At 72.5% G+C, this 22,808-nt stretch carries 23 protein-coding genes; 12 read left to right on the top strand and 11 right to left on the bottom strand.

Annotation, left to right across the window (positions count from 1 at the left end):
- Nucleotides 1–73: 73 nt before the first annotated feature.
- Together ACGFQ9_RS36940 and ACGFQ9_RS36935 are read right to left on the bottom strand one after the other, a co-directional pair.
- Nucleotides 74–886, bottom strand: a complete 813-nt coding sequence (locus tag ACGFQ9_RS36940) for an ECF subfamily RNA polymerase sigma factor, BldN family (protein ID WP_393580154.1) — start codon at nt 884–886, stop codon at nt 74–76.
- A gap of 308 nt (nt 887–1,194) precedes the next feature.
- Nucleotides 1,195–2,136: an HAD family hydrolase gene (locus ACGFQ9_RS36935; protein WP_393580153.1), complete on the bottom strand. Its 942-nt coding sequence runs from the start codon at nt 2,134–2,136 to the stop codon at nt 1,195–1,197.
- A 172-nt stretch (nt 2,137–2,308) separates the two neighbouring features.
- Here ACGFQ9_RS36935 and ACGFQ9_RS36930 point away from each other — a divergent pair, with 172 nt between their 5' ends.
- The 9 genes from ACGFQ9_RS36930 (at nt 2,309) to ACGFQ9_RS36890 (ending at nt 13,503) form a co-directional block, all read left to right on the top strand.
- Nucleotides 2,309–2,587 (top strand): glutaredoxin family protein, encoded by a 279-nt coding sequence (locus tag ACGFQ9_RS36930; protein ID WP_393580152.1) that lies wholly within the window; start codon nt 2,309–2,311, stop codon nt 2,585–2,587.
- Nucleotides 2,588–2,872: 285 nt separating this feature from the next.
- The gene (locus tag ACGFQ9_RS36925; protein ID WP_393580151.1) at nt 2,873–3,733 is read left to right on the top strand and encodes a redox-sensing transcriptional repressor Rex; all 861 of its coding nucleotides are present in this window, start codon (nt 2,873–2,875) and stop codon (nt 3,731–3,733) included.
- Nucleotides 3,730–5,508, top strand: coding sequence for a glutamyl-tRNA reductase (locus ACGFQ9_RS36920; protein WP_393580150.1), 1,779 nt, complete (start codon nt 3,730–3,732; stop codon nt 5,506–5,508). The genes ACGFQ9_RS36925 and ACGFQ9_RS36920 overlap by 4 nt, the downstream gene beginning before the upstream one ends.
- Complete coding sequence (gene hemC, locus ACGFQ9_RS36915; protein ID WP_393580149.1) at nt 5,505–6,473, top strand: hydroxymethylbilane synthase; 969 nt, start codon at nt 5,505–5,507, stop codon at nt 6,471–6,473. Before ACGFQ9_RS36920 ends, hemC begins: the two co-directional genes overlap by 4 nt.
- Nucleotides 6,470–8,137 carry a uroporphyrinogen-III synthase gene (locus tag ACGFQ9_RS36910; protein WP_393580147.1) on the top strand — a complete coding sequence of 556 codons (1,668 nt, stop codon included), beginning with the start codon at nt 6,470–6,472 and terminating at the stop codon, nt 8,135–8,137. Before hemC ends, ACGFQ9_RS36910 begins: the two co-directional genes overlap by 4 nt.
- Before the next feature lie 217 nt (nt 8,138–8,354).
- Complete coding sequence (locus ACGFQ9_RS36905) at nt 8,355–10,025, top strand: FG-GAP repeat domain-containing protein (RefSeq protein WP_393580146.1); 1,671 nt, start codon at nt 8,355–8,357, stop codon at nt 10,023–10,025.
- An 85-nt stretch (nt 10,026–10,110) separates the two neighbouring features.
- On the top strand, nt 10,111–11,538 hold the full coding sequence (locus ACGFQ9_RS36900; protein WP_393580144.1) for an ankyrin repeat domain-containing protein: 1,428 nt from the start codon (nt 10,111–10,113) through the stop codon (nt 11,536–11,538).
- 109 nt (nt 11,539–11,647) lie between these two features.
- Nucleotides 11,648–12,649: a porphobilinogen synthase gene (gene hemB / locus ACGFQ9_RS36895; RefSeq protein WP_393580143.1), complete on the top strand. Its 1,002-nt coding sequence runs from the start codon at nt 11,648–11,650 to the stop codon at nt 12,647–12,649.
- 191 nt (nt 12,650–12,840) lie between these two features.
- Entirely contained in the window at nt 12,841–13,503 is a 663-nt protein-coding gene (locus ACGFQ9_RS36890) for a TetR/AcrR family transcriptional regulator (RefSeq protein ID WP_393580141.1), read from the top strand.
- On the opposite strand, the gene ACGFQ9_RS36885 is transcribed toward ACGFQ9_RS36890, so the two are convergent.
- Nucleotides 13,500–14,510: a hypothetical protein gene (locus ACGFQ9_RS36885; RefSeq protein WP_393580140.1), complete on the bottom strand. Its 1,011-nt coding sequence runs from the start codon at nt 14,508–14,510 to the stop codon at nt 13,500–13,502. The genes ACGFQ9_RS36890 and ACGFQ9_RS36885 overlap by 4 nt on opposite strands.
- A gap of 111 nt (nt 14,511–14,621) precedes the next feature.
- On the opposite strand from ACGFQ9_RS36885, the gene ACGFQ9_RS36880 reads away from it, so the two are divergent.
- A complete protein-coding gene (locus ACGFQ9_RS36880; RefSeq protein WP_393580138.1) occupies nt 14,622–15,167 on the top strand; it encodes a DinB family protein in 546 nt (181 codons plus the stop codon).
- A gap of 97 nt (nt 15,168–15,264) precedes the next feature.
- Nucleotides 15,265–15,537, top strand: a complete 273-nt coding sequence (locus ACGFQ9_RS36875; RefSeq protein WP_393580137.1) for a DUF1876 domain-containing protein — start codon at nt 15,265–15,267, stop codon at nt 15,535–15,537.
- A gap of 165 nt (nt 15,538–15,702) precedes the next feature.
- Here the strand turns inward: ACGFQ9_RS36875 and ACGFQ9_RS36870 are convergent, their stop codons facing one another.
- Both ACGFQ9_RS36870 and ACGFQ9_RS36865 read right to left on the bottom strand, forming a co-directional pair.
- The gene (locus tag ACGFQ9_RS36870; RefSeq protein WP_393580135.1) at nt 15,703–16,443 is read right to left on the bottom strand and encodes an ABC transporter permease; all 741 of its coding nucleotides are present in this window, start codon (nt 16,441–16,443) and stop codon (nt 15,703–15,705) included.
- Nucleotides 16,440–17,351: an ABC transporter ATP-binding protein gene (locus ACGFQ9_RS36865; RefSeq protein WP_393580134.1), complete on the bottom strand. Its 912-nt coding sequence runs from the start codon at nt 17,349–17,351 to the stop codon at nt 16,440–16,442. Before ACGFQ9_RS36865 ends, ACGFQ9_RS36870 begins: the two co-directional genes overlap by 4 nt.
- Nucleotides 17,352–17,451: 100 nt before the next feature.
- On the opposite strand from ACGFQ9_RS36865, the gene ACGFQ9_RS36860 reads away from it, so the two are divergent.
- Nucleotides 17,452–18,267, top strand: a complete 816-nt coding sequence (locus ACGFQ9_RS36860) for a TetR/AcrR family transcriptional regulator (protein ID WP_393580132.1) — start codon at nt 17,452–17,454, stop codon at nt 18,265–18,267.
- A gap of 73 nt (nt 18,268–18,340) precedes the next feature.
- Here the strand turns inward: ACGFQ9_RS36860 and ACGFQ9_RS36855 are convergent, their stop codons facing one another.
- The 6 genes from ACGFQ9_RS36855 to ACGFQ9_RS36830 all read right to left on the bottom strand — a co-directional run bounded on the left by ACGFQ9_RS36855 (nt 18,341) and on the right by ACGFQ9_RS36830 (nt 22,747).
- Nucleotides 18,341–18,778 (bottom strand): hypothetical protein, encoded by a 438-nt coding sequence (locus tag ACGFQ9_RS36855; protein ID WP_393580131.1) that lies wholly within the window; start codon nt 18,776–18,778, stop codon nt 18,341–18,343.
- A 20-nt stretch (nt 18,779–18,798) separates the two neighbouring features.
- Nucleotides 18,799–19,308 carry an RNA polymerase sigma factor gene (locus ACGFQ9_RS36850; RefSeq protein ID WP_393580129.1) on the bottom strand — a complete coding sequence of 170 codons (510 nt, stop codon included), beginning with the start codon at nt 19,306–19,308 and terminating at the stop codon, nt 18,799–18,801.
- A complete protein-coding gene (locus ACGFQ9_RS36845; RefSeq protein ID WP_393580127.1) occupies nt 19,305–20,681 on the bottom strand; it encodes an alpha/beta fold hydrolase in 1,377 nt (458 codons plus the stop codon). Before ACGFQ9_RS36845 ends, ACGFQ9_RS36850 begins: the two co-directional genes overlap by 4 nt.
- Before the next feature lie 87 nt (nt 20,682–20,768).
- Nucleotides 20,769–21,575, bottom strand: a complete 807-nt coding sequence (locus tag ACGFQ9_RS36840; protein WP_393580172.1) for a VOC family protein — start codon at nt 21,573–21,575, stop codon at nt 20,769–20,771.
- A gap of 105 nt (nt 21,576–21,680) precedes the next feature.
- Nucleotides 21,681–21,926 (bottom strand): DUF397 domain-containing protein, encoded by a 246-nt coding sequence (locus ACGFQ9_RS36835; protein WP_393580125.1) that lies wholly within the window; start codon nt 21,924–21,926, stop codon nt 21,681–21,683.
- A complete protein-coding gene (locus ACGFQ9_RS36830) occupies nt 21,923–22,747 on the bottom strand; it encodes a Scr1 family TA system antitoxin-like transcriptional regulator (protein WP_393580123.1) in 825 nt (274 codons plus the stop codon). The genes ACGFQ9_RS36835 and ACGFQ9_RS36830 overlap by 4 nt, the downstream gene beginning before the upstream one ends.
- Nucleotides 22,748–22,808 lie beyond the last annotated feature (61 nt).

Genomic DNA, 22,808 nt, shown 5'->3' with positions numbered 1-22,808 from the left:
ATTCCGCACAACGAGCGGCGCGGCACTTGGGTTACGGACGAAGGATGATCGGACCACAGCCGCATGACGGGACTCAGCGGGCGTCGTCCGGAAGGAGCCGGGCCAGGGTCCGGACCGCCCGGTACTGGAGGGTCTTGATGGCTCCCTCGTTCTTCCCCATCACCCGGGCCGTCTCGGCGACCGAGAGGCCCTGCAGGAAGCGCAGGGTCACGCATTCCTGCTGCTGGGGGTTGAGTTTCCGTACGGCCTCCAGCAGGGCCGCGTTGGAGAGGGATTCGAGGACGGAGTCCTCGGGGGACCGTTCCACCTCGTTCGCGTCCAGCATTTCGCCGGTGGTCACTTCGAGGCGGAAGCGGCTGGACTTGAAGTGGTCCGCGACCAGGTTCCGCGCGATCGTGACCAGCCAGGCGCCGAAGTCGCGGCCCTGCCAGGTGAAGGTGGAGATGCGGCGCAGGGCGCGCAGGAAGGTCTCGCTGGTGAGGTCCTCCGCCGTCGCCTTGCCGCCGACCCGGTAGTAGATGTAGCGGTACACCGTGTCGCTGTACTGGTCGTAGAGCCGGCCGAAGGCCTCGGCCTCGCCGGCCTGGGCGCGTTCGACCAGGTCCATCATGCGCGCGCTGTCGCTGTCCGCGGTGGGACGGCGGGCCGCCTGGGTGCCCGTGCCCCCGGCGGTGCTCGCGGTGGTGCTCGTACGACCGCGTCTGCCGACCGTCGCCCCGCCGTCCGTCAGGGCATAGCAGGGTCCGGCCGGGCCGAGGCCGGCGGGGACCGCGGTGGCGAAGGCGGGGACCGGGTACGCGGTGGGGACGAACCGGCGCAGGTGGTCGAGGACCGTTGCGCGCAGCGTAGCCAGGCCCGAGGCGTCAACCCCGACAGGTGGGTACACGGGACTCCCAGAGGCAGAGCTTCCATCACGTGCAGTGCGGGACCGTTCACCCGTCGTGGCGACAGATGGGCGGTGGCATGCGTCTGAGGAGAATAACGCTTCGTACAGGCAGCACTACACCCAGTTGCGAAAACAATCGCTTCCGACACTTCTGTTGCGTGTCGAGGGCATATTCGGTCGCAGACGGTGATCGATTGGTGATCGAAATCGCACCCGGAATGGATGCTTCCAAGGCCTGTTGTGGCCGAGTCGGGCATGCCGGAGTGCCGCCCGGCGGGGGCGGGTAGGGCTGCGGGAATGCCCCGTCGCTACCGGCGGCGGCGGTGCAGCGCGATCGCGGCGGCCGCGCCGCCCGCGAGGGCGCCGACTCCGGCGGCGGCCGGGACGCCGACCTTCACGGCCTTGCGACCGGTCCGATAGTCGCGCAGGCGCCAGTCGTTCGCCCGGGCATGCTTGCGCAGTTTTGTGTCGGGATTGATCGCGTACGGATGCCCGACCAGCGACAGCATCGGAATGTCGTTGTGCGAATCGCTGTACGCCGCGCAGCGGGCGAGGTCCAGGCCCTCGGCGGCGGCCAGCGCGCGCACCGCCTCCGCCTTGGCCGGGCCGTGCAGCGGCTCGCCGACCAGGCGGCCGGTGTAGACCCCGTCGACGGACTCGGCGACGGTGCCCAGGGCCCCGGTCAGGCCGAGCCTGCGGGCGATGATCGTGGCGGTCTCCACCGGGGCGGCGGTGACCAGCCAGACCTTCTGGCCGGCGTCCAGGTGGGCCTGGGCCAGTGCGCGGGTGCCCGGCCAGATGCGCTCGGCCATGTACTCGTCGTAGATCTCCTCGCCGATCTCCATCAGGTCCGAGACCTGGTGACCCTTGACGATGGAGAGGGCGCTGTCGCGGGCGTCCTGCATGTGCTCGGGGTCCTCGACCCCGGCCAGCCGGAACCAGGCCTGCTGCCAGGCGAACCGGGCGAGCTCGCGGCGCTGGAAGAACTCCCTCTTGTAGAGGCCGCGGCCGAAGTGGAAGATCGCGGCGCCCTGCATGACGGTGTTGTCGAGGTCGAAGAAGGCGGCGGCGCGGTCGTCGCCGGGGACCGGGAAGTCCTCCGGTAGGGCCTCGGCGGCCGGTTCCGCGGCGGCCTCCGGTTCCGCGGCCTGCGCGGTCTTCCGGGCGGCCTCGGCCGAGGCTTCGCCCGCGAGCACGCTGCGCGCGGTCGCGGGACGCCTGCGAGGGGTGAGCCATCCGAGAGCGGCCATGACGCGAGCATAGCCACTGTGTTCGGTCCCGCCCGAACCGCGGGGAAACAGGTGTGTGAACAGTTCGGTCGGGTTCGCGGTCGGGTTCGCGGGTGGTTCGCGGATGGTTCGCGGGCGGGTCCGGGCGTCCTGGTGCCGCCGTCGCCGCGGAACGGCGCGGGAGAATGGGGTCATGAGCCCTTTGCTGCGTCGCAAGGAAAAGAAGAGTCCCGGTGAGCGGATGGTCACGCTCATCGGGAAGCCGGGCTGTCACCTCTGTGACGACGCCCAGGAGGTGATCGAGAAAGTGTGCGCCGAAACGGGTGCACAGTGGGAGAAAAAGGATATTTCGCAGGATGAAGAGCTCTACCGGCTGTACTGGGAGCAGATCCCGGTGGTGCTGGTGGACGGCGAACAGCACACCTTCTGGCGGGTGAACCCGGACCGGCTGCGGCGGGCGCTGGGCGGCTGAGCCCGGCGGGCCCCCGGTGCCGGTTACCATTCATGGGCGATTTATGGGGACTCGGGGGCATAGCGTTGAGTGGAGTGTGCGGTTTTGCCCCCTTCGGGTTTTGAACGGGTTCGGCGTGTGCCCGGTTCCGCCCTTCCGTGCCCGGACCGCGTGACCCCGATCACTTTGCTCGGACAAAGCGGACACAATCTTTGTGCACGCGTTCACAAAGACATAGCCTGCTTCCGACGGGGCGGTCCTGGGACAAGGTGCCGCCTGCAGCCCCGCTCATCCCGCAGGAGCATCGTGGCAACTGGCCGAAATCACCGACCGGCGACCCGCAGCCGAGGCATCCCCGAGGCCACCGTCGCCAGGCTCCCGCTGTACCTGCGGGCTCTCACCGCGCTCTCCGAGCGATCGGTGCCCACGGTGTCCTCGGAGGAGCTCGCCGCCGCCGCCGGGGTCAACTCCGCGAAGCTGCGCAAGGACTTCTCGTACCTCGGTTCCTACGGCACCCGAGGCGTCGGCTACGACGTCGAGTACCTCGTCTACCAGATCTCCCGCGAACTGGGCCTGACCCAGGACTGGCCGGTCGTCATCGTCGGCATCGGTAACCTCGGCGCGGCCCTTGCCAACTACGGCGGCTTCGCCTCCCGCGGCTTCCGCGTCGCGGCACTGATCGACGCCGACCCGGCGATGGCCGGGAAGCCGGTGGCCGGCATGCCCGTCCAGCACACCGATGAGCTGGAGAAGATCATCGAGGACAACGGCGTCTCGATCGGTGTCATCGCGACGCCGGCGGGTGCCGCACAGCAGGTGTGCGACCGCCTGGTCGCCGCCGGCGTCACCTCCATCCTGAACTTCGCGCCGACCGTGCTGTCCGTGCCGGAGGGCGTGGACGTGCGGAAGGTCGACCTGTCGATCGAGCTGCAGATCCTGGCGTTCCACGAGCAGCGGAAGGCCGGGGAGGAAGCGGCGGGCGGCGGCCCTGCGGCCGGCGGACCGGCCTCCGGTGACGACGCCGCGGGCACGACGGGTGCCACCGGCACCACAGGTTCCGCGGGTGCGCCCGGCGCCGGCGCGCCCGTCCCGCCGGCGGCACGCGGTGCCGCCGTGCCGCGCAAGGGCGGCCCCGAGGGCGACGTCCCGGCGGTGATGCCGGCATGAGCCTGCTCGTAGTGGGACTGAGCCACCGCAGCGCGCCCGTGAGCGTGCTGGAGCGTGCCGCGCTGACCGCGGACGCCAAGGTGAAGCTGCTGCACGACACGCTGGCGGCGGAACCGGTGACCGAGGCGGCGGTGCTCGCCACCTGCAACCGGATCGAGCTGTACGCGGACGTGGACAAGTTCCACGCCGGTGTGGCCGAGCTGTCGACGCTGCTCGCGCAGCACAGCGGGGTGGCGCTGGAGGAGCTCACCCCGTACCTGTACGTGCACTACGAGGACCGTGCCGTGCACCACCTGTTCTCGGTGGCGTGCGGGCTGGACTCGATGGTGGTGGGCGAGGGCCAGATCCTCGGCCAGATCAAGGACGCGCTGGCGCTGTCGCAGGAGCTGCACACCGCCGGGCGCCTGACGAACGACCTGTTCCAGCAGGCGCTGCGGGTCGGCAAGCGGGCGCACAGCGAGACCGGTATCGACCGGGCCGGGCAGTCGCTGGTGACCTTCGGCCTGGAGCAGCTGGCGCTGCCCGGCGGGGAGCCGGTGGAGAAGTGGGCCGCGGGCAAGCGGGCGCTGGTCATCGGCGCCGGGTCGATGTCCTCGCTGGCGGCGGCGACGCTGGCGCGGGTCGGCGTGGCGGAGATCGTGGTGGCGAACCGGACGCCGGCGCGGGCCGAGCGGCTGGTCGAGATCCTCGCGGAGTCGGGGGCTTCGGCGCGGGTCGTGGCGATGGGCGAGGTCGCCGATGAGCTGACGCGGGCCGATGTGGCGGTGTCCTGCACGGGTGCGACCGGACTGGTGCTGGGCGCTGACGACGTGCAGGCTGCGGTGGGCCCTGCGGGCGGCGATTTCCCCTCCCCGCCCTCCCCCTCGCTCCGCGGGGGGCACCCCCATCCCGAAACCGGGGCTGCGCCCCAGACCCCCTGGGGCTCCGCCCCCGACCCCGCGCCTCAAACGCCGGCGGGGCTGGACGGTGTGGCTGCGGCCCTGGCCGCCGACGGGTCGGTCGCGGACCGGGAGGTCATCGCGCGGCTCGTGCGGGCCGCGGAGACGCTCGGGCGGATCGCCGACGGCGGGGCCGCTCGGACGCTCGTGCCCGTGGAGGAGCCGGACGGGTGTCCCGTCGGACTGGACGCGCCCGCCGCCGGGCGGGCCGCGCTCACCGGGGTGGACGCGAGCTCGCTGGAGCTGCACGGAGCCTGGGCCGACCAGGGCGAGGCCGTTGCCCTGCGGCAGCCCAAGCGGGCCGGGCGGGCCACCGCCACGGCGGTCGTTCCGGTGCGGCTGGCGCTGCTCGACCTCGCCATGCCCAGGGACATCGACGCCGCGGTGCACCGGATCCCCGGGGTGCGCCTGGTGGACATCGAGAGCCTGGCGGAAGCCAGCGCGGACGCGCCGATGGCTGCCGATGTGGACGCCGTGCGTGGGATCGTGGCGGATGAGGTGGCGGCTTTCGGCGCCGCACAGCGGGCCGCGCACATCACGCCCACAGTGGTCGCACTGCGGGCGATGGCCGCCGAGGTCGTCACCGCCGAGGTGGCACGGCTCAACGGCCGGCTCCCCGAACTGGACGACCGGCAGCGTGCCGAGATGACCCAGACCGTACGACGGGTCGTCGACAAGCTGCTGCACGCGCCCACCGTGCGCGTGAAACAGCTCGCCAGCGAACCCGGCGGTGCCGGCTACGCGGACGCGCTGCGCGAACTCTTCGACCTCGACCCGCAGACGGTTGCCTCCGTCAGCCGGGCCGACCAGACCGATGACTCAGGACGGGCATCATGAACACACGTCTCGACCAGCCGCTCCGGCTCGGCACGCGGCGAAGCAAGCTGGCCATGTCCCAGTCCGGGCACGTCGCCGAGGCCGTACGCGAGATCACCGGCCGCCCGGTGGAGCTCGTGGAGATCACCACGTACGGCGACGTCTCGCGCGAGCACCTCGCGCAGATCGGCGGCACGGGTGTCTTCGTGACGGCGCTGCGCGACGCGCTGCTGCGCGGTGAGGTCGACTTCGCCGTGCACTCGCTCAAGGACCTGCCGACCGCCCAGCCCGAGGAGCTCGTGATCGCGGCCATGCCGCCGCGCGAGGACGCCCGGGACGCCCTGGTGGCCCGGGACGGTCTGACCTTCGAGCAGCTGCCCGACGGGGCCCGGGTCGGTACCGGTTCGCCGCGCCGCATGGCGCAGCTGAACGCCTACGCCCGCAGCCTCGGCAAGACCATCGAAACCGTGCCGATCCGGGGCAACGTAGACACCCGTATCGGTTTCGTGCACGACGGTGAGCTGGATGCCGTCGTCCTGGCCGCCGCCGGTCTGAACCGGATCGGGCGCGCGGACGAGGCGACCGACTTCCTCTCCGTCGACCATGTGCTGCCCGCTCCCGGTCAGGGTGCGCTGGCGGTCGAATGCCTCGCGTCCGACGCGGAGCTCATCGCTTCCCTCGGCAAGCTCGACGACCCGCACACCCGGGCCGCCGTGACCGCCGAGCGGTCCCTTCTCGCCGCCCTCGAGGCCGGCTGCAGCGCACCCGTGGGCGCGTTCGCCGACCTTCTGGCCGACGGGGAGGTTGTCAACGAAATGCGCCTGCGCGGCGTCGTCGGAACCCTCGACGGCTCGACGCTGGTGCAGCTGTCCACCACCGGTCCCGTGCCCCAGTCGTACGACGAGGCGATGGCGCTCGGCCGCGAACTCGCGGACGAGATGCTGGCCAGGGGCGCGGCCGGTCTGATGGGGGAGCGATCGCTTTGAACCCCTCAAGTCCCAGCCCTTCCCCGTTTCCGGCTGTTGCCGCCCACGGACACGTCACCTTCCTCGGTGCCGGCCCCGGCGACCCGGGTCTGCTCACGCTGCGAGCCGTCGAGGCCCTGGCCGCCGCGGACGTACTGATCGCGGAGCCCGAGGTGCTCGAGGTCGTACGGACGCATGCGCGAGCGGGCGTGGACACGCCGCAGCTGACGGTGGCTGACGAGGCGTCAGCAGCCGCCGGGGTCCCGGTGATCCGGGACGCGGCCAATCTTGTCATGGAGGCCGCGCGCTCCGGCAGGCGGGTCGTCCGTGCCGTGACGGGCGACCCCGGCCTGGACGGCAGCGCCACCGACGAGATGCTCGCCTGCGCGGGCGAGGGCATCCCCTTCGAGGTGGTGCCCGGTGTCGCGACGGCGGTCGGTGTCCCGGCGTACGCCGGTGTGCCGCTGCGCGACAAGGCCGGTGCGGACGTCCGGTTCGTGGACGCGCGCACGGCCACCGCCCGGTGCTGGATCGAGGCGGGCAGCAGCGACGGCACCCTGGTGGTGTCGGCGACCCTGGAGACGGTGGCGGCGGCCGCCGCGGAGCTGGTTTCGTCCGGGCGGAAGCCCGACACCCCGCTCACGGTGACCGTGGCCGGCACGACGACCCGGCAGCGGACCTGGAGCGCCACGCTCGGGACCATCGCGCAGGTGTTCAAGCAGGGCAAGGTGCTCCCGTCGCCCGAGGGCGCCCGGCCGGTGATAGCCGTGGTCGGTGAGCACGGTGCGGCCGAGCGCCGCGAGGACCTGTCGTGGTTCGAGTCGAAGCCGCTGTTCGGCTGGCGGGTACTGGTGCCGCGGACCAAGGAGCAGGCCGCCTCGCTCTCCGACCAGCTGCGTTCCTACGGCGCGGTGCCGCACGAGGTGCCGACCATCGCCGTGGAGCCGCCGCGCACCCCGCAGCAGATGGAGCGCGCGGTGAAGGGCCTGGTGACGGGCCGGTACGAGTGGATCGCCTTCACCTCGGTCAACGCGGTCAAGGCGGTGCGGGAGAAGTTCGAGGAGTACGGGCTCGACGCGCGTGCCTTCGCGGGCATCAAGGTCGCGGCGGTCGGCGAGCAGACCGCGGCGGCGCTGGTGGAGTTCGGTGTGAAGCCGGACCTGGTGCCGAGCGGTGAGCAGTCCGCGGCCGGGCTGCTGGAGGACTGGCCGCCGTACGACCCCGTCTTCGACCCGATCGACCGCGTCTTCCTGCCGCGTGCCGACATCGCGACGGAGACCCTGGTCGCGGGCCTGATAGAGCTGGGCTGGGAGGTCGACGACGTCACGGCCTACCGGACCGTGCGGGCCTCGCCGCCGCCGGCGGACACCCGTGAGGCGATCAAGGGCGGCGGCTTCGACGCCGTTCTCTTCACGTCCTCCTCGACGGTGCGGAACCTGGTCGGCATCGCGGGCAAGCCGCACAACGTGACGGTGATCGCGTGTATCGGCCCGGCGACCGCGAAGACGGCGGAGGAGCACGGCCTGCGGGTGGACGTCCTCTCGCCGGAGCCCTCGGTCTCGAAGCTGGCGGAGGCCCTCGCCGAGTACGGCGCGGCCCGCCGTGATGCGGCGAAGGCGGCCGGCGAGACGCCGGCCCGCCCGAGCGAGCGCCGCCCGGGCGCGCGCAGGCGTCGTACGACGTGAGCGGGTTAGGCCGGTCGGCCGACAGGACGGGGAAGGGGCCCGGGTGCGCATGCACCCGGGCCCCTTCCGCGTGCCGGGGAGTGACTCGGAGCGGCTGAGCGGAGCGCTTCGCCCGGTCGGGAAAAGGTTGTACGGCGCACCACTTCTGTCTCGGCGGGCACCTCAGTACTGTCCCGAATGCTCGTCATCCCATCAGCACACGATCCGAGGGACGTCCTTGTTCTCGTCTGCGCGTCGTCGGCCCCTGAGCCGGCTCGCGGTCTGCGCCGCCGCCTTCGCCCTGTCCGTCACCGGCCTCGCCACGGTCACCGCCGTCCCGGCCACCGCCGCGCCCGCCCCCGCCAAGCCGCGCGCCGACGTCGACGGGGACGACTCGCCCGACTACTTCCGGCGGAGCCACAACGGCTCCTCCACCTGGTGGTCGAACAAGACGCTCGCCTGGCAGGACTACCGCTTCCACGGGGAGCCCCAGACCCGCCCCAAGGACGTCATTCCGCTGGGCCACGTGCGCGGTGACTGGCGGCCCGAGTGGCTCCAGCTCTCCCACGACGGCCGGCTGTCCCTGCACACCGCGACCACCACCGGCACCCAGGCCCCGTCCTGGACGGGCAGCGGCTGGCAGATCTACAACCGGGTCACCGCTACAACGGACCTGACCGGGGACGGCCGTCCCGACGTGGTCGCCCGCACCTTCTCCGGCGACCTCTACCTCTACCGGGCCACCGGCTCGGCGACCGGCGAGCCTTTCGCCGGCCGGGTACGGATCGGCCCCGGCTGGCAGATCTACGACCAGCTGCTCGGTGCCGGTGACCTGGACCGGGACGGCAAGGGCGACCTGCTGGCCCGCAGCAGGGACGGCAAGTTGTACTACTACCAGGGCACCGGTTCGGCCGCCGCCCCCTTCAAGACCCGAAAGCTCGTCGGCGGCGGCTGGAACATCTACAGCAAGATCTTCGCTGAGGGGAACCGGGACTGGAGGGGCGCCCAGGACGACATCGTGGGCATCGACGCCCGCACCGCCCGCCCGTACGAGTACGGCTCCAAGGGTTATGGCGTTTTCTTCCCGCGCGAGGAGTGGCACGAGAACTGGTGGGACGCGGACCTGGTGGTCGGCCAGGGCACCACCCCCGTCTACGGCAAGGCCGGTATCACCGGCGTCGACGCCGAGGGCCGGCTCTGGAGCCACTACAACCGCTCCGACGGCTTCTGGGGCACCTACGGGTACGGGGGCGGGACGGAACCGATTCCCTTCCCGCGGGATGCCCGCCTGGTCGTGGCGACCGGAGTGGACGCCACGGGCCAAGCCACCGCTTACGCCTTCCGGAACGGCACCTTGACGCACGTCACCAGGAAGACGAACGTCCCTGGGGACTTCTCCGCCACCAACCTGGTCGTCGGCCCCGGTGACCTCACCGGCGACGGCAAGGGCGATCTGCTGACCCGCGACACCTCCGGCAAGCTGTGGCTGCGCGCGGGCCGCGGCGACGGCCTGGGCTTCAACGCCCCGACCGCCGTCGGTACCGGCTGGGGCACGTACACGGCCGTGGCCGGCGGCGGTGACATCACCGGCGACGGCCGTCCCGACCTGGTCTCCAGGGACGGCAGCGGCAACCTCCACCTGTACCCGGGCACGGGCAGCGCCGCCCAGCCGTTCGGCGCACGGCAGCTCGTCGGGGGTGGCTGGAACGGCTACAACGCCATCGCGGTGACGGGCGACCAGAACGGCGACGGCCGGGCCGACCTCGTCGCCCGTGACAGCAGCGGCACCATGTGGGTCTACCGGGGCACCGGCGGCTCCGGCAGCGCCGCCTTCGCCGCCCGCCAGAGCCTCGGCAAGGGCTGGAACACCTACGGCGACGCCTGGCCGTCCTACACCCAGGTCGGCTGAGCGCCCCCCGCTCCCGGCGGGAATCCGATTGCGCCCGCCCTCCCTTCCGGTGAGGATCACGCCCGGACCGGGAGGGGGACGGCGGATGACGGAGCGGCCGGAGACGGAGCGGCACGGGCCGGAGCAGTACGACGGCCGGCTGGTGGCGGCGGTGCGGGCGGGGGACGCCGATGCCGTTCGGGCCCTGCTGGAAGCGGGGGCGGACCCGGACACGACGGACACCGACGGGCTGCCGGTGCTGTGCACGGCGGTGGCCGCCTTCGCCCACGAGGTCGCCGAGGTCCTGGTGCAGGGCGGCGCGGACCCGGACCGGGAGCTCCCGGACGGCACGACCCCGCTGCTGCGGGCCGTGGAGGGCGGCTCCCCGGCCGTCGTCGGGGCTATCCGGGGCGATGTTGCCCTGAGGCTGTCGCAGGTGCAGCGCGAACGGCTGCTCGCCGCGGCCCGGCGCTGGTACCGGACGGGCGCGGAGGCGGAACTCCGCCGCCGGACCGGGGAGCAGGGGCCGGCACGGACCGTGTCGGTCCCGGAAGAGGAGTTCCGGGTCGAGGAGGTCACGCTCGGCGGGCGGACCGTACGGGCGGGGCACGGCGCGGTCCTCACCACCCTGGAGTGGGCCTTCGGGATGCCGGCGCCGGTGGAGGAACTGATGGGCCGGGCGGCCCGGGTCGCCGACGCCGACCACGTCGACTGGTCCGCGTCCTGCTGGAACCTGGCCGGCCGGCTGAGCGCCGAGACGTGGTTGCAGGTGGTGGCGTTCCACCGGCACCCCTCGCCCGTGCACCGCGCGTTCGTGGCCGACTTCCTGCGCTTCGGGGCGCTGCTCCACGGCATGTACTCGCAGCACCCGCGCTGGTACGAGCGGGAGCGGTGCCGGGTGCTCGCCGCCTGGGCGGAGGAGGAGACCGACGGCGCGGTCCTGGCCGCGGTGCTCGACGCCGTGTCCTTCGATGACATCCCCGAGTCCCACGCCTTGGGGCTGCTGCACGCCGGGCATCCCGATCCCCGGGTGCGCCGGATGGTGCCCCGTCTGTTCGACGAGCCGTTGACCGGTGGGGCCGCCGCGGCCGTGCGCGCCCTCGCGGGCGATCCGGTGCCCGAGGTGCGTGCGGCGGCAGCCGAGGCGCTGGGCTCCGGGGAGGCCCTCACGGACGAGGACCGCGGACTGGTGACCGCCCTGCTCCGGGACCCGGACCTGCAGGTGCGGGACGCGGCCTCCTACGCGGTGGCCAGGGGCCGCGACCGTTCACCGGCCGTCACCGAGGCCTTGTTCGCCCTCCTCGACGCCGACGAGCAGCAGGTGCGCCTCAACTGCGCGTACGGCCTCGCCCTGCGCGACGACCCGCGGACGCCGGAAGCGTACGGACGGGTGGGGCCGCTGGGCCCGGAGTACGAGGACGACTTCCGCAGCGACGGGTTGTGGCGGTGGAGGATGCGGAACGAGGACGGCCGGCGCAGCCGGCAGCCTTCCGGCGGATCCGGCGGGCAGCCGTCCGGCGGATCCGCCGGGTGAGGGCCGGGCCGGCCGGTGACCCGGCGGGGGTGCGGCCCGGCGTGGGCGGGCGCCCGCCGGGCTCTACGCTTGAGGCGACTGCTGTCGATGCTCGAAGAGGCGACTGAAGATGAGCGCGTACGGATCCTTCCCCGGTTCGCGGCCCCGCCGGCTGCGGACCACCCCGGCGATGCGGCGGATGGTGGCCGAGACCCGGCTGCACCCGTCGGACCTGATCCTTCCGGCGTTCGTACGGGAGGGCATCAGCGAGCCGGTCGCGATCTCCGCGATGCCGGGCGTGGTCCAGCACACCCGGGACACGCTGCGGAAGGCCGCCGTGGAGGCGGTCGAGGCGGGCGTCGCGGGCATCATGCTCTTCGGGGTGCCGGCCGACGAGAACAAGGACGCGCTGGGCACCGCCGGCACCGAGCCCGACGGCATCCTCCAGCTCGCCATCCGTGACGTGAAGGCCGAGGTCGGCGACGACCTCGTCATCATGTCGGATCTCTGCCTCGACGAGTACACCGACCACGGCCACTGCGGAGTGCTGGACGCCGACGGGCGGGTCGACAACGACGCCACGCTGGAGCGGTACGCGGAGATGGCGCAGGTGCAGGCCGACGCGGGCGTCCACGTGGTCGGGCCCAGCGGCATGATGGACGGTCAGGTCGGTGTCATCCGTGACGCGCTGGACGAGACCGGCCACGAGGACGTGTCGATCCTCGCCTACACGGCGAAGTACTCCTCAGCCTTCTACGGGCCGTTCCGGGAGGCCGTCGCCTCCTCCCTGGAGGGCGACCGCAAGTCGTACCAGCAGGACCCGGCGAACGCCCGCGAGTCGATGCGGGAGCTGGCGCTCGACCTGGAGGAGGGCGCCGACATGGTGATGGTCAAGCCGGCCGGCCCCTACCTGGACATCCTGTACCGGGTCTCGCAGGCCGTGGACGTGCCGGTGTCCGCGTACCAGATCAGCGGCGAGTACGCGATGATCGAGGCGGCGGCGGAGAAGGGCTGGGTGGAGCGCGACCGCGCCATCCTGGAGACCCTGCTCGGCATCAAGCGGGCGGGCGCCGACACGATCCTGACCTACTGGGCGACCGAGGTCGCGGGCTGGCTGCGCAACGAGCGCTGAGCATGCCGAGCGCGCCGGGCCGGGCCGAGCAGCGGCGCATGCGCGGTTCGCGCCGCCCCGGGGGTCCCCTGTGCCCCCGGGGCGGCGCGTTCCGGTGCCACGAGTGTGACGGATTCCGGCGCCGGGTTGAAGCGATTTTCTAGAAGATACTTCTAGAGCCTGCCCATTCCGTTCTGCTCTACGCTCAGGGCATGGTGAAGCAGCAGCGTGGCGAGGCCACCATCGACCAACTCCTGACCGCCGCCCTGCGCGTCTACGCCGAGAAGGGCCAGCAGGGCTTCACCGTCAGCGCGGTCACCAAGGAGAGCGGCGTCAGCCTCGGCAGCCTCTACCACCACTTCGGCAACTTCGACGGTCTGGCCGCCGCGCTCTACATCCGGTGCATGGGGCGGCTCTTCGAGGAACTGACCGTCTCCGTGCAGCGCACCCGTACCGCCCGGACGGGCGTCCGCGCCCTGGTCCACGCGTACTTCCGGTTCACCAGGGAGCAGCGGGACGCCGCCCTGTTCCTGCACGCCTCCGCCTACTCCGGCTATCTGGCCGGGCACGCCGAGGAGATCCAGGCGGCGAAGCTGGTGCAGGTGGCGCCGATGCTGGAATGGCTGGTGGCCCGGATGGCGAAGGGCGAGATCGCCCCGCTGCCGGTCCCGCTGGTGGAGATCATGGTGATGGGGCCGGTCACCGAGGCCGCGCGCCGCTGGCTGTCCAACACGTACTGCATCGACCTCGACGAGGCGGCCCGCCACCTGCCCGACAGCATCTGGCGGTCGCTGAGCCCCGAGCCGGGCGGGACCGCCGTGGCCGTGGCGGCGGATCCGCCCGTCACCGGGCGGGAATGCCGGCCCGCCGTCTAGGCCGGGGTCATCAGCGCCTGGAACAGCGCGCCGATCTCCTGCTGGGTCGCGATCACCGGCAGGGTGTCGAAGTACAGCTCCCACTCGCCCTTCGGGCCGATGCGCTCGACGATCCCGAACGGGATCTCCGGGCCCTTGGGGTCGGTCTTCATCGTGCCGTGCCATTCGACGTAGGCCGTGGTCCGGCCGAAGGCGACCTGCCCTGCCTTGAACTCGACGTCGGCGCGCTCGAACAGCCGCCGGAGGTAGGCGGTCTTGCCCTCCCGTGTGGTGAGCGGCCGGTCCAGACCGGGCCCGTTCAGCCCGGCGTTGCCGGTACGGGCGGCCAGTGCGGCCGCGTCCCCGCTGTTCCAGGCGGCGAGGCGGGCGGTGATCTCCTGGGCGCGGAACCGGTCGGGAGCGTGACCGGCCGCCGACCCGCGGCCGGCAGTTCCCGCCGGGTCGGCGATGCCGGCGAAGAGCGGGCGGGGCCGCTGCGACTCGGGCAGGACCTCGAACAGCTCGTAGCGGTCGTAGTAGCGGCGGGCCTGGATGGTCTTGCCGTCGTCGCCGAGGACGTTGCGGGCGATCTGCGGGTAGCTGACCTTCCGGCCCTTGAGGGTGACGGTGTTCTGCTGGCCGAACATCATCACCGCGCCGTCGGCGACCACGTCGGTGCCGCGGTAGCGGAGGTCCGGGGCGAGGCGGAGCGAGCGGGTGATCGAGGTGCCGATGTCGGTGTGGCCGCGCAGGGCCGGGCCGCCCGCCTCCCAGAGGCTGGCCTCCGGGTCGAAGATGTCCAGGTAGGCCTGGAGGCTCGGGGTCTCGCCGAAGGCGATCTGACGCTCCATGAAGGCGCAGGCGTTCGGGGTGATCCGTCCTTCGAGCCGGTCCACCTTCTCGCGGACCCCGGCGCACTCGCCGCCCTCGGCGGTGGCGGTGGCGGTGGCCGGCATGCCGACGGTGAGGCCGGCCAGGAGGGTGGCCACGGCGAGCAGTCCGGTGCGGGTGTGCCGGCGCAGGTTCATGTCTTGGTCCCCGTTCGTGCGTACGTGATCGCTTCGATGGATCCAGGTTCTTCCGGGGAGCCGGGGAAATCGATTACCTGCGGGGTAATGCGGGGCAGTTGACTGGGCGCCATGACGACCGACGCGGTGGAGAACGGCTGGCAGGGCCTGGCCCTGACCATGTTCCGGCAGGTACGTACGGAGCTCGCGCGAGTGGCGGCGGAGGCCGGGGAGAACGGGGAGAACGGGGAGACCGGGGAGACCGGCCTGGCCCGGGTCGCGGCGGGCGGCAACCGGGTGGGCTGGCTGGTCTGGCACGTCGCCCGCGGCCAGGACCGCAACCTCTCGGAGGTGGCGGGCACCGAGCAGGTGTGGCTGGCCGGCGGCTGGGCCGGGCGGTTCGGCCGGCCCGCCGATCCCGCCGACACCGGATACGGGCACACCGAGGCGGAAGCGGCGGCCTTCGCCGTCCCCGGCGGGGCCGCGCTCCTGACCGGCTACCTGGACGCCGTACACGCGATGATCGAGGCGTACCTGGCGGCCGCACCGGACACGGACCTGGCCCGGGTCGCTCCGTCCCCGACCCTGGGCACCGCGGACACCGTCGCCCGGCGGCTGTCCGGCCAGCTCGCGGACTCCTTCGCCCACCTCGGCCAGCTCGCGTCCGGCCCGCGGTAGCGGCGACCGGATCAGGGCCGGTTCCCTCTGAGGTCGCGTTCCCGGAAGGGCGGGGGCACCCTGGAAGGAAGCAGGGTGCCCCTGGAGGTGATGCACCATGGCCACACTCGCCGGATGGCACGTGGAAATGGAGTTCTCCGAGGAAGGCCACCGCACCAGTGCGGCGGCCATGGTCCGGCTCCCCGACGGTGGCGAGCTCAGAGCGCGTGGCTACGCCATGCGCCATCCCTCCGACCCCGAGCAGCTGCGGGTCGGTGAGGAGATCTCCGGTGCGCGGGCCCTCATGGACCTCGCGTCCCAGCTGCTCTCGAAGGCGCACGGCGAGATCGACGAGGCGACGGGCAGGCACTCCTACCCGCTGACCCGCTGAGCCGGCGCGCCCCCGGACGGGGAGAGGAACGGGGAGAAGAACGGGGAGAGGAAGGGGAGTGGGTGAGGGCGGTGCGCGTGCGGGACCCGGCGTCCCGCACGCGCACCATGTCCGTGCCCGGGTACGCAGGCGCCCTCTCCGTCGCTCTCACGGGTCTCACCGGTCTCACCGGGTTCGCCGGCGGAACAGTGCGGCCGTCAGGACGAGCGAGGCCGCGGTGATGCCGGCGCACCAGGCGAGTGCGAGCCAGGGCGTGTGACCGGCGGGCAGCCCGAGCAGCAGGGCGCGCAGGGACTCGATGACGGGGGTCAGGGGCTGGTTCTCGGCGAAGCCGTGCAGCCACGTCGGCATGGTGTGGATCGGCACGAACGCGCTCGACGGATAGGGCAGGAACATCATCAGGAAGGTGAACCCGCCCGCCGCTTCGGGGGACTTGGCGAGCAGGCCGAGGGCCGCGGCCAGCCAGGAGATGGCGGTGATGTACGAGACGAGGATTCCGGCGGCGGCGAGGTGGCCGAGCGGCCCGGCCTGCGGGCGGAAGCCGATGGTGAGGGCGACGGCGAGCACCAGGGTGGTGGAGAGCAGGTTGCGCAGCACGGAGGCGGTGACGTGGCCGGCCAGGATCGGGACGCCGCCGATGTCGAGCGCGCGGAACCGGTCGATGACGCCGTTCTTCATGTTCTCGGTGACGCTGACGGCGGTGGAGGCCGCGCCGAAGCCGGCGCAGAGCAGCATGGCGCCGGGAACGACGTAGGTGACGTAGGCGGTGCCGGTGTCGATCGCGCCGCCGAAGAAGTACACGAAGATCAGCATCAGCATGATCGGCAGGGCCAGGGCGGTGACCAGGGCGTCCGGGTTGCGGCGGCTGATCCGTACGCAGCGGCCGGCCAGGGTGAGGGCGGTCATCGGGGAGCTCCCGTCAGGGCGAGGAACACGTCGTCGAGGGTGGCGGTGCGGACGGCGAAGGAGCCGACGGCGGTGCGGTCGGGGTCGAGTTCGTCGAGCAGAGAGCGGACGTGGGCCGCGCTGCCGTCCGTCGGGACGCCGAGGGTGAGTTCCTCCGGTGCCCGGTGGGCCGCCCACGGGGCCAGCCGTTCGTAGGCGGCCCGGGAGGTGAGCGCCAGCTCCAGGCGGAAGCCCGCCACCCGTGACTTCAGCTCGGCGGCGGTGCCCTCGGCGACGACGCGGCCGGAGTCCAGGACGGCGATGCGGTCGGCGAGCCGGTCGGCCTCCTCCAGGTACTGGGTGGTGAGCAGGACCGTCACCCCGTCGGCGCGGAGCTCCCGTACGACCTCCCACAGTTCGCGGCGGCTGCGCGGGTCGAGTCCGGTGGTGGGCTCGTCCAGGAAGATCACTTCGGGGCGGGTGACGAGGCTCGCCGCGAGGTCGAGGCGGCGCCGCATGCCGCCGGAGTAGGTCTTCGCGGTCCGGTGGGCGGCCTCGGTGAGGCCGAACCGGTGCAGCAGCTCCTCCGCGCGGGCGTGGGCGGCACGCCGCGGGAGTCCCGACAGGCGGCCCATCATGCGCAGGGTCTCGGCGCCGGTCTGCAGCTCGTCGACGGCCGCGAACTGCCCGGTGAGGCTGATGTGCCGGCGTACGGCGGCCCGGTCGGCGGCGATGTCGTGCCCGGCGACGCGGGCGGTCCCGGAGTCGGCGGGGGTGAGGGTGGCGAGGATGCGGACGGCGGTGGTCTTGCCGGCGCCGTTGGGGCCGAGCAGGGCGAGGACGCTGCCGCGCGGGACGGCGAGGTCGATGCCGTCGAGGACGCGGTGGCCGTCGTAGGACTTGGAGAGGGCGGTGGCCTCAATGGTCATGACGTGTCGTACCGCCTTTCTGCGTACGTCATACGCGCTACTGCGTATGCAATACCCAGAACTAGGATGTGGTCAACCGAAAAATCAGGGAGCAGGGGACATGACGGAGTCCGCGGAGTCGGAACCGGAGACCGGAACCGGGCTGCCGGCCAGCCTGGAGATGGCCTGGGGCCTGCGCGTCCGCCCCTCCAAAGGCCCACGGCCGGCGCTCACCCTCGACCGGATCGTCGCCGCGGCCGTCGGCCTGGCCGCGGCGGAGGGCGTGGACGCCGTCTCCATGGGACGGGTCGCCAAGGAACTCGGCGCCTCCACCATGTCGCTGTACCGCTACGTCGCCGCCAAGGACGAGCTCTACGTGCTGATGGCCGACGCCGGCGTCGGCACCCCACCGCCACTCCCGGATACGGCCGGGGCATGGAGCTGGCGCGAGCTGCTCGCGGAATGGGCGCACGCCCAGCGCCGCGTGCTCATGGCGGCGCCCTGGGTGCTGCGCATCCCCATCACGGGCCCGCCCGCCACCCCGAACCAGGTGGCGTGGATGGAGCGCGGCCTCGCGGCGATGGCCGGCACCGGAATGCCGGAGAAGGCGAAGCTCTCCACGCTGATCCTGATCGGCGGCTTCGTCCGCAACCAGGCCACCCTCACCGCCGACATGATCGAGGCCATCGTCCGCAACGGCCTCTCCCCGGACCAGGTCATCGGCCACTACCGGAGCACCCTCCGCCTGCTGACCGACCCGACCCGCCACCCCGCCGTGACCCGGCTGCTGGACTCGGGCCTCCTCGACGGCGGCGGTGGCACCGAAGCCGAGGACCCGGACTACGAGTTCCGCTTCGGCCTGGACCGCATCCTCGACGGCCTGGAGGCGCTGATGGGCCAAGGCCGGGCGGAGACCGGGGCCGACCGCGAGGGCTGAACCGGCGGAGCCGTCGGAGCCGGCTGAGCCGGCCCGCGCCCACCCGCCGCTCGCGGTGACCGGCGGTCCGCCGTCAGGAACCGCCCACCCGGGAGGACAGCCGCCGCGCCGCTTCGTCCAGCTCGCGGAGGGTGCCGAAGGGCACCACCGCGGCCCGGGCGGGGATGCGGACGCCGCCGGTCAGGGCGATCCGGGTGGCGCCACCGTCGGCCGTCGGGGCGGCCGCCATTCCCGCGATCAGGAACCGGCTCTGCAGCCAGCACCAGCCGGTCCGCCGGTAGCCCCGCAGGTGCGCGCGGAAACCGTACTTGCTGCGCGCCAGCGCCTCGATCCGGTCCCCGTCGGTGCGCAGGATCCGGATCCTCTCCAGGTCGGGGAGGAAGTCCAGGCCCGACATCGCCTCCCAGACCTCCTCGAAGGGCGCAGGCAGGACGTGTTCGGCGACGCGCGCGCCGCGCACCCCGGCCGCCATCACGTGCAGCCGCCGGACCGTGTCGAGATCGTGAGTCATGTCGTGAGTCATGTCGTGCGTCATGCGGACCATGCCTTTCGGAAGCTCGTCCGGGCCCGGTGCAGCCGGGACTTGGCGGTGCCGGCCGGGATGCGGAGGACCGCCGCAGCGGCCTCCTCGTCCAGGCCCTCCACGTCCCGCAGGACGAGGACGGCCCGGTGCTCGGGGGAGAGGCGGGCCAGCACGTCCGCGATGTCCGCGGCCAGCTGCGGATCCCCGCGCCCCGGTACGTCGGCCAGCTCGGCCGGCCGGTCCCGCGCCGCCCGCCGGGCGGCCCGTACCGCCTCCCGCACCGCGATCGCCCGCACCCACCCGTACAGCGCCTGCGGGTCCTTCAGCGACCGCAGCGACCGGAACACGGCCAGCAGAGCCTCCTGGGTGGCGTCCGGGCCGTCGGCGAGGGCGATGGGATCACAGATCCTCGCCACGTACGGGGTGAGGTGGTCGAGGAGCTCGTGCAGCGCGAGTGTGTCGCCGCCCCGGGCCGCCCGGGCCAGCGCCACCCCGCGCTCCCTGCGTTCGGTGCTCACCCCAGGAACTCTTCCAGCTCCGCGTTGACCCGGTCCGGGCAGTCCAGGGTCAGCGCGTGCCCGCAGCCGTCCAGGACCTCCACCCGTGCGTCCGGCAGCAGTTCGCCGAACCGGCCCGCCTGCCACGAGGGCAGGACCGAGTCCTGACGCCCCCACAGCACCAGCACCGGCTGCCGGGTCGACGGCAGCGCCGCCTCCGTCTCCCGCCAGTCCAGCCCGCGCTCCAGCCGGTACACCGCCTTGCGGTTGACCTCCCGCGTGCCCGGGGCCCAGGCCGCGTCCACGATCTCCCCGGTGACCCGCTCCCGGTTCACGAACAGCCTCCGCACGGAGGACTCGGCGGCCGCACGCCCTGCCCCCAGCCCGGTCAGCAGCTCACCGGCCAGGGGGAGTTTCATCGCCTCCCAGAGCCGAGGGTCCCGCTCGTCCAGCCCCGAGGACGCCAGCAGCGCCAGCCGGGACACCCGCTCCGGGTGCCGCTGGGCGTAGGCCAGCGCCCAGCCGCCGCTCCAGGAGTTCCCGGCGAGCGCGGCCCGCTCGATCCCCGCGCCGTCCAGGAAGCTCCCCACGGCCTTCGTCATGCCGTCCAGGTCCCAGGTCAGGGACCGGTCGCGGAGCTCGGTGAACCCCTGCCCCGGCAGGTCGACGACGTACACCGGGTGCGTACGGGACAGGGCCTCGACCTGCTCGCGCCACGCGAAGGTCCACGAGGCCCCGGGCGAGAGCAGCACCACCGGCGTGCCGGTGCCGGTACCGCTGCCGGGGCCGGGGCCCTTCCGTACGTAGTGGAAGCGCGCGACGGGCGTCTCCAGCCACTGGGAGTCCGCCGGGGCGGCATAGCCGCGTTCCTCGGCGGGCTGATAGCCGTACGCCGTCCCCGCGAGCAGCGTGACGAGGACCAGCGGGAGGGCGAGCAGCCTGCGCGGCCAGGGCCCGAGCAGCCCGGTCGCGGCCACCCAGCCGAAGCCCAGGCAGAGCGGTGTGTAGAGGAACAGGTTCAGCCAGTGGAAGGCCGCCCCGGCGAACGGATCCCCGGCCCCGAACGCCCACACCAGCCCCAGCAGCCCCCGCGCGAACAGCCCGGCCGTCACCGCCCAGGCGGCGACGGCACCGAACCACCCGCCGCGCCCCCGCCCGCGTGCGTACAAGGTGACGGCGGTGACCAGCCCGAGCAGCGCGAGCGGCAGGACCACCCGCGGGGCGAAGGACACCACCCCGCCGAGCACGGCGAGGGACAGCGCCCGCTCGTCGGGCGCGGGCCAGGTCAGCCCGGTCGCCCAGTACAGGTGGACGAGCCCGTCCACGGCGAACAGCCCGGCGAGCGCCCGCCCGGCCCGTTCCCGCCTTCTCCTGTCTTCGCTTGCCTCAACCACCACTGCTCCCCGGGGTGTTGGTGAATGACCGACACCCCGAGGAGGAGGCGCACAGGGGGAACGTTCCCTGTGACCCCAGTCACACCACTACATCGGGTCGGGGTCCTGCGGCGCGTCGCTCGTCTTGATCACCGCGAAGACGGCGCCCTGCGGGTCCTGGAGGACCGCCATCCGCCCCACCGGCATGTCGAAGGCCGGGGCCAGCACGTTCCCGCCCGCCCGGACCGCGGCCGCCTGGGTGCTGTCGGCGTCGTCCACCAGGAAGTACGTCAGCCAGTGCGGCGGAGTGCCCTCCGGGTGCTGGCTGAGGTCCATCATCCCGCCCACCGAACGGTTGTTGACCTTGAACTCGGTGTAGCCCTCGGCGCCCGGGACCTCGGTCGGCGCGGTGTCGAGGGGCAGGATCGCCCGGTAGTAGGCCCCGGCCTTGTCCGTGTCACTGGTCGCCAGCTCGTTCCAGGTCACGGCGCCGTTCTCGTTGACGATCCCGGCACCCGGGAACTCCTTGGGCTGCCAGATCCCGAACACCGCGCCGGTCGGGTCGGAGAGGATCGCCATCCGCCCGAGGTCCCCGACGTCCTGCGCCCCCATGACCGTCTTCCCGCCGGCCGCCGTGCCCGCCTTGACGGTGGCGTCGGCGTCGGTGGAGGACAGGTACGTCGTCCAGGCGGACGGCGGCATCGGGTCGGGCGTGCTCCCGTCCGGGTTCATCGCCTTCATGATCCCGGCGACGGGCTTCCCCTTGAGCGAGCAGACGGCGTAGCCGCCGAACTCGGCCGGGCCGACCTCGCCCTGCCAGCCGAACAGGTCGCAGTAGAAGTCGATCGCTGCCTGCTGGTCGGGAACCATCAGGTCGGTCCAGCAGGGTGTGCCGGGCCGGTACGGGCCGGACATGACGGCCACGGTGCCTCCAGGTGGTGCGGGAGAGGGTTGGACGGGCCCTTCCCTACCCGGGGGCGACGACCGGAATCGGGCCGTACGGGTGAAGCGCGGCGGCTGTTACTCCGCGACCCAGGCGGTCAGCGCCGCCCAGGCGCCGGGGGCGAGGCCGAGCACGGGGCCGTCGGCGGGGGACAGCTTGGAGTCGCGGACGTGGACGGTGGTGGGGCAGGTGGCCACTTCGACGCACTGACCGCCCTCGCTGCCGCTGTAGCTGGACTTCCGCCAGGCGATGGCCACTTCCAGGCACTGGCCGCCGTCGCTCCCGCTGTAGCTGGACTTGAACCACTTCAGTGCGGTGCTCATAGCTCTCCTAGCAGGCGGCTCAACAGGCCCTGCGTCTCCTCTGGGTTGAGGGCCTGAGTTCGCAGCATCGCATACTTGCGAGCCAGGATGCTGACCTCGTCCGGGTCGGAGACAAGCTGGCTGCCGCGCTGGCTCTCCGTATAGCCGAGGTGCTGGTGGTCCGGGGTCTCCAGGAGGGTGAAGGGGCCGTCGAGGGCGGAGTGCCTGGTCTGGCCGAGCGGCATCACCTGAAGCGAGACGTCTGGGAGTTCCGAGCAGGCGAGCAGGTGACGAAGCAGCTCGGCGTGGACGTCCCTACCGCCAAGGCGATCGCGTACAGCTGGCTCCCAAATGACGAAACTCAAGGTGGGTGGGTTGGAGCGGCGGAGTATTTCCTGGCGGGCCATCCGGTCGGCAGTGAACTGCTCGACTTCGTCTGGGGTGTGGGCGGGAACCCGGCACCGAAACACCGCCCGTGCATAGCCCTCGGTCTGGAGCAGACCCGGAACAACCTGGTTGTCGTACCAGGACAGGGCAATGGCCTCCGCCTCGCAGCGCATGTACTCCTCGGCCCAGGCGGGGACCCTGTCCACTCGGGGCAGGTGCGCGATCGCCGCCGCCAGCACCCCACCCGACTCCAGCACCCGGTCCATCCGCTCGGCGACGTCCGGCATCAAGGCTCGTCTGCCCTGCTCGATCGAGGCGATGGTCTCCTCGTCCAGGCGCACACGCTCGCCCAGTTGGCGTTGAGTCAGGTTCTTGCGGGTCCGGAGGACGGCCACCTGCACCCCGATCATCTTCAGGGCGGTTCCGTTCCTCGGGACGCGTTTCCTCGGCGGCATGTTCCAGCACTCCCCACCTGCGCCGCAGCTGTACCCGTACCGACCCGTACCAATCGATTGG

It is taken from the genome of Streptomyces sp. NPDC048603 (assembly GCF_043199475.1).
Taxonomy (GTDB): Bacteria; Actinomycetota; Actinomycetes; order Streptomycetales; family Streptomycetaceae; genus Streptomyces.
This window is presented reverse-complemented; position numbering and strand designations above follow the sequence as displayed.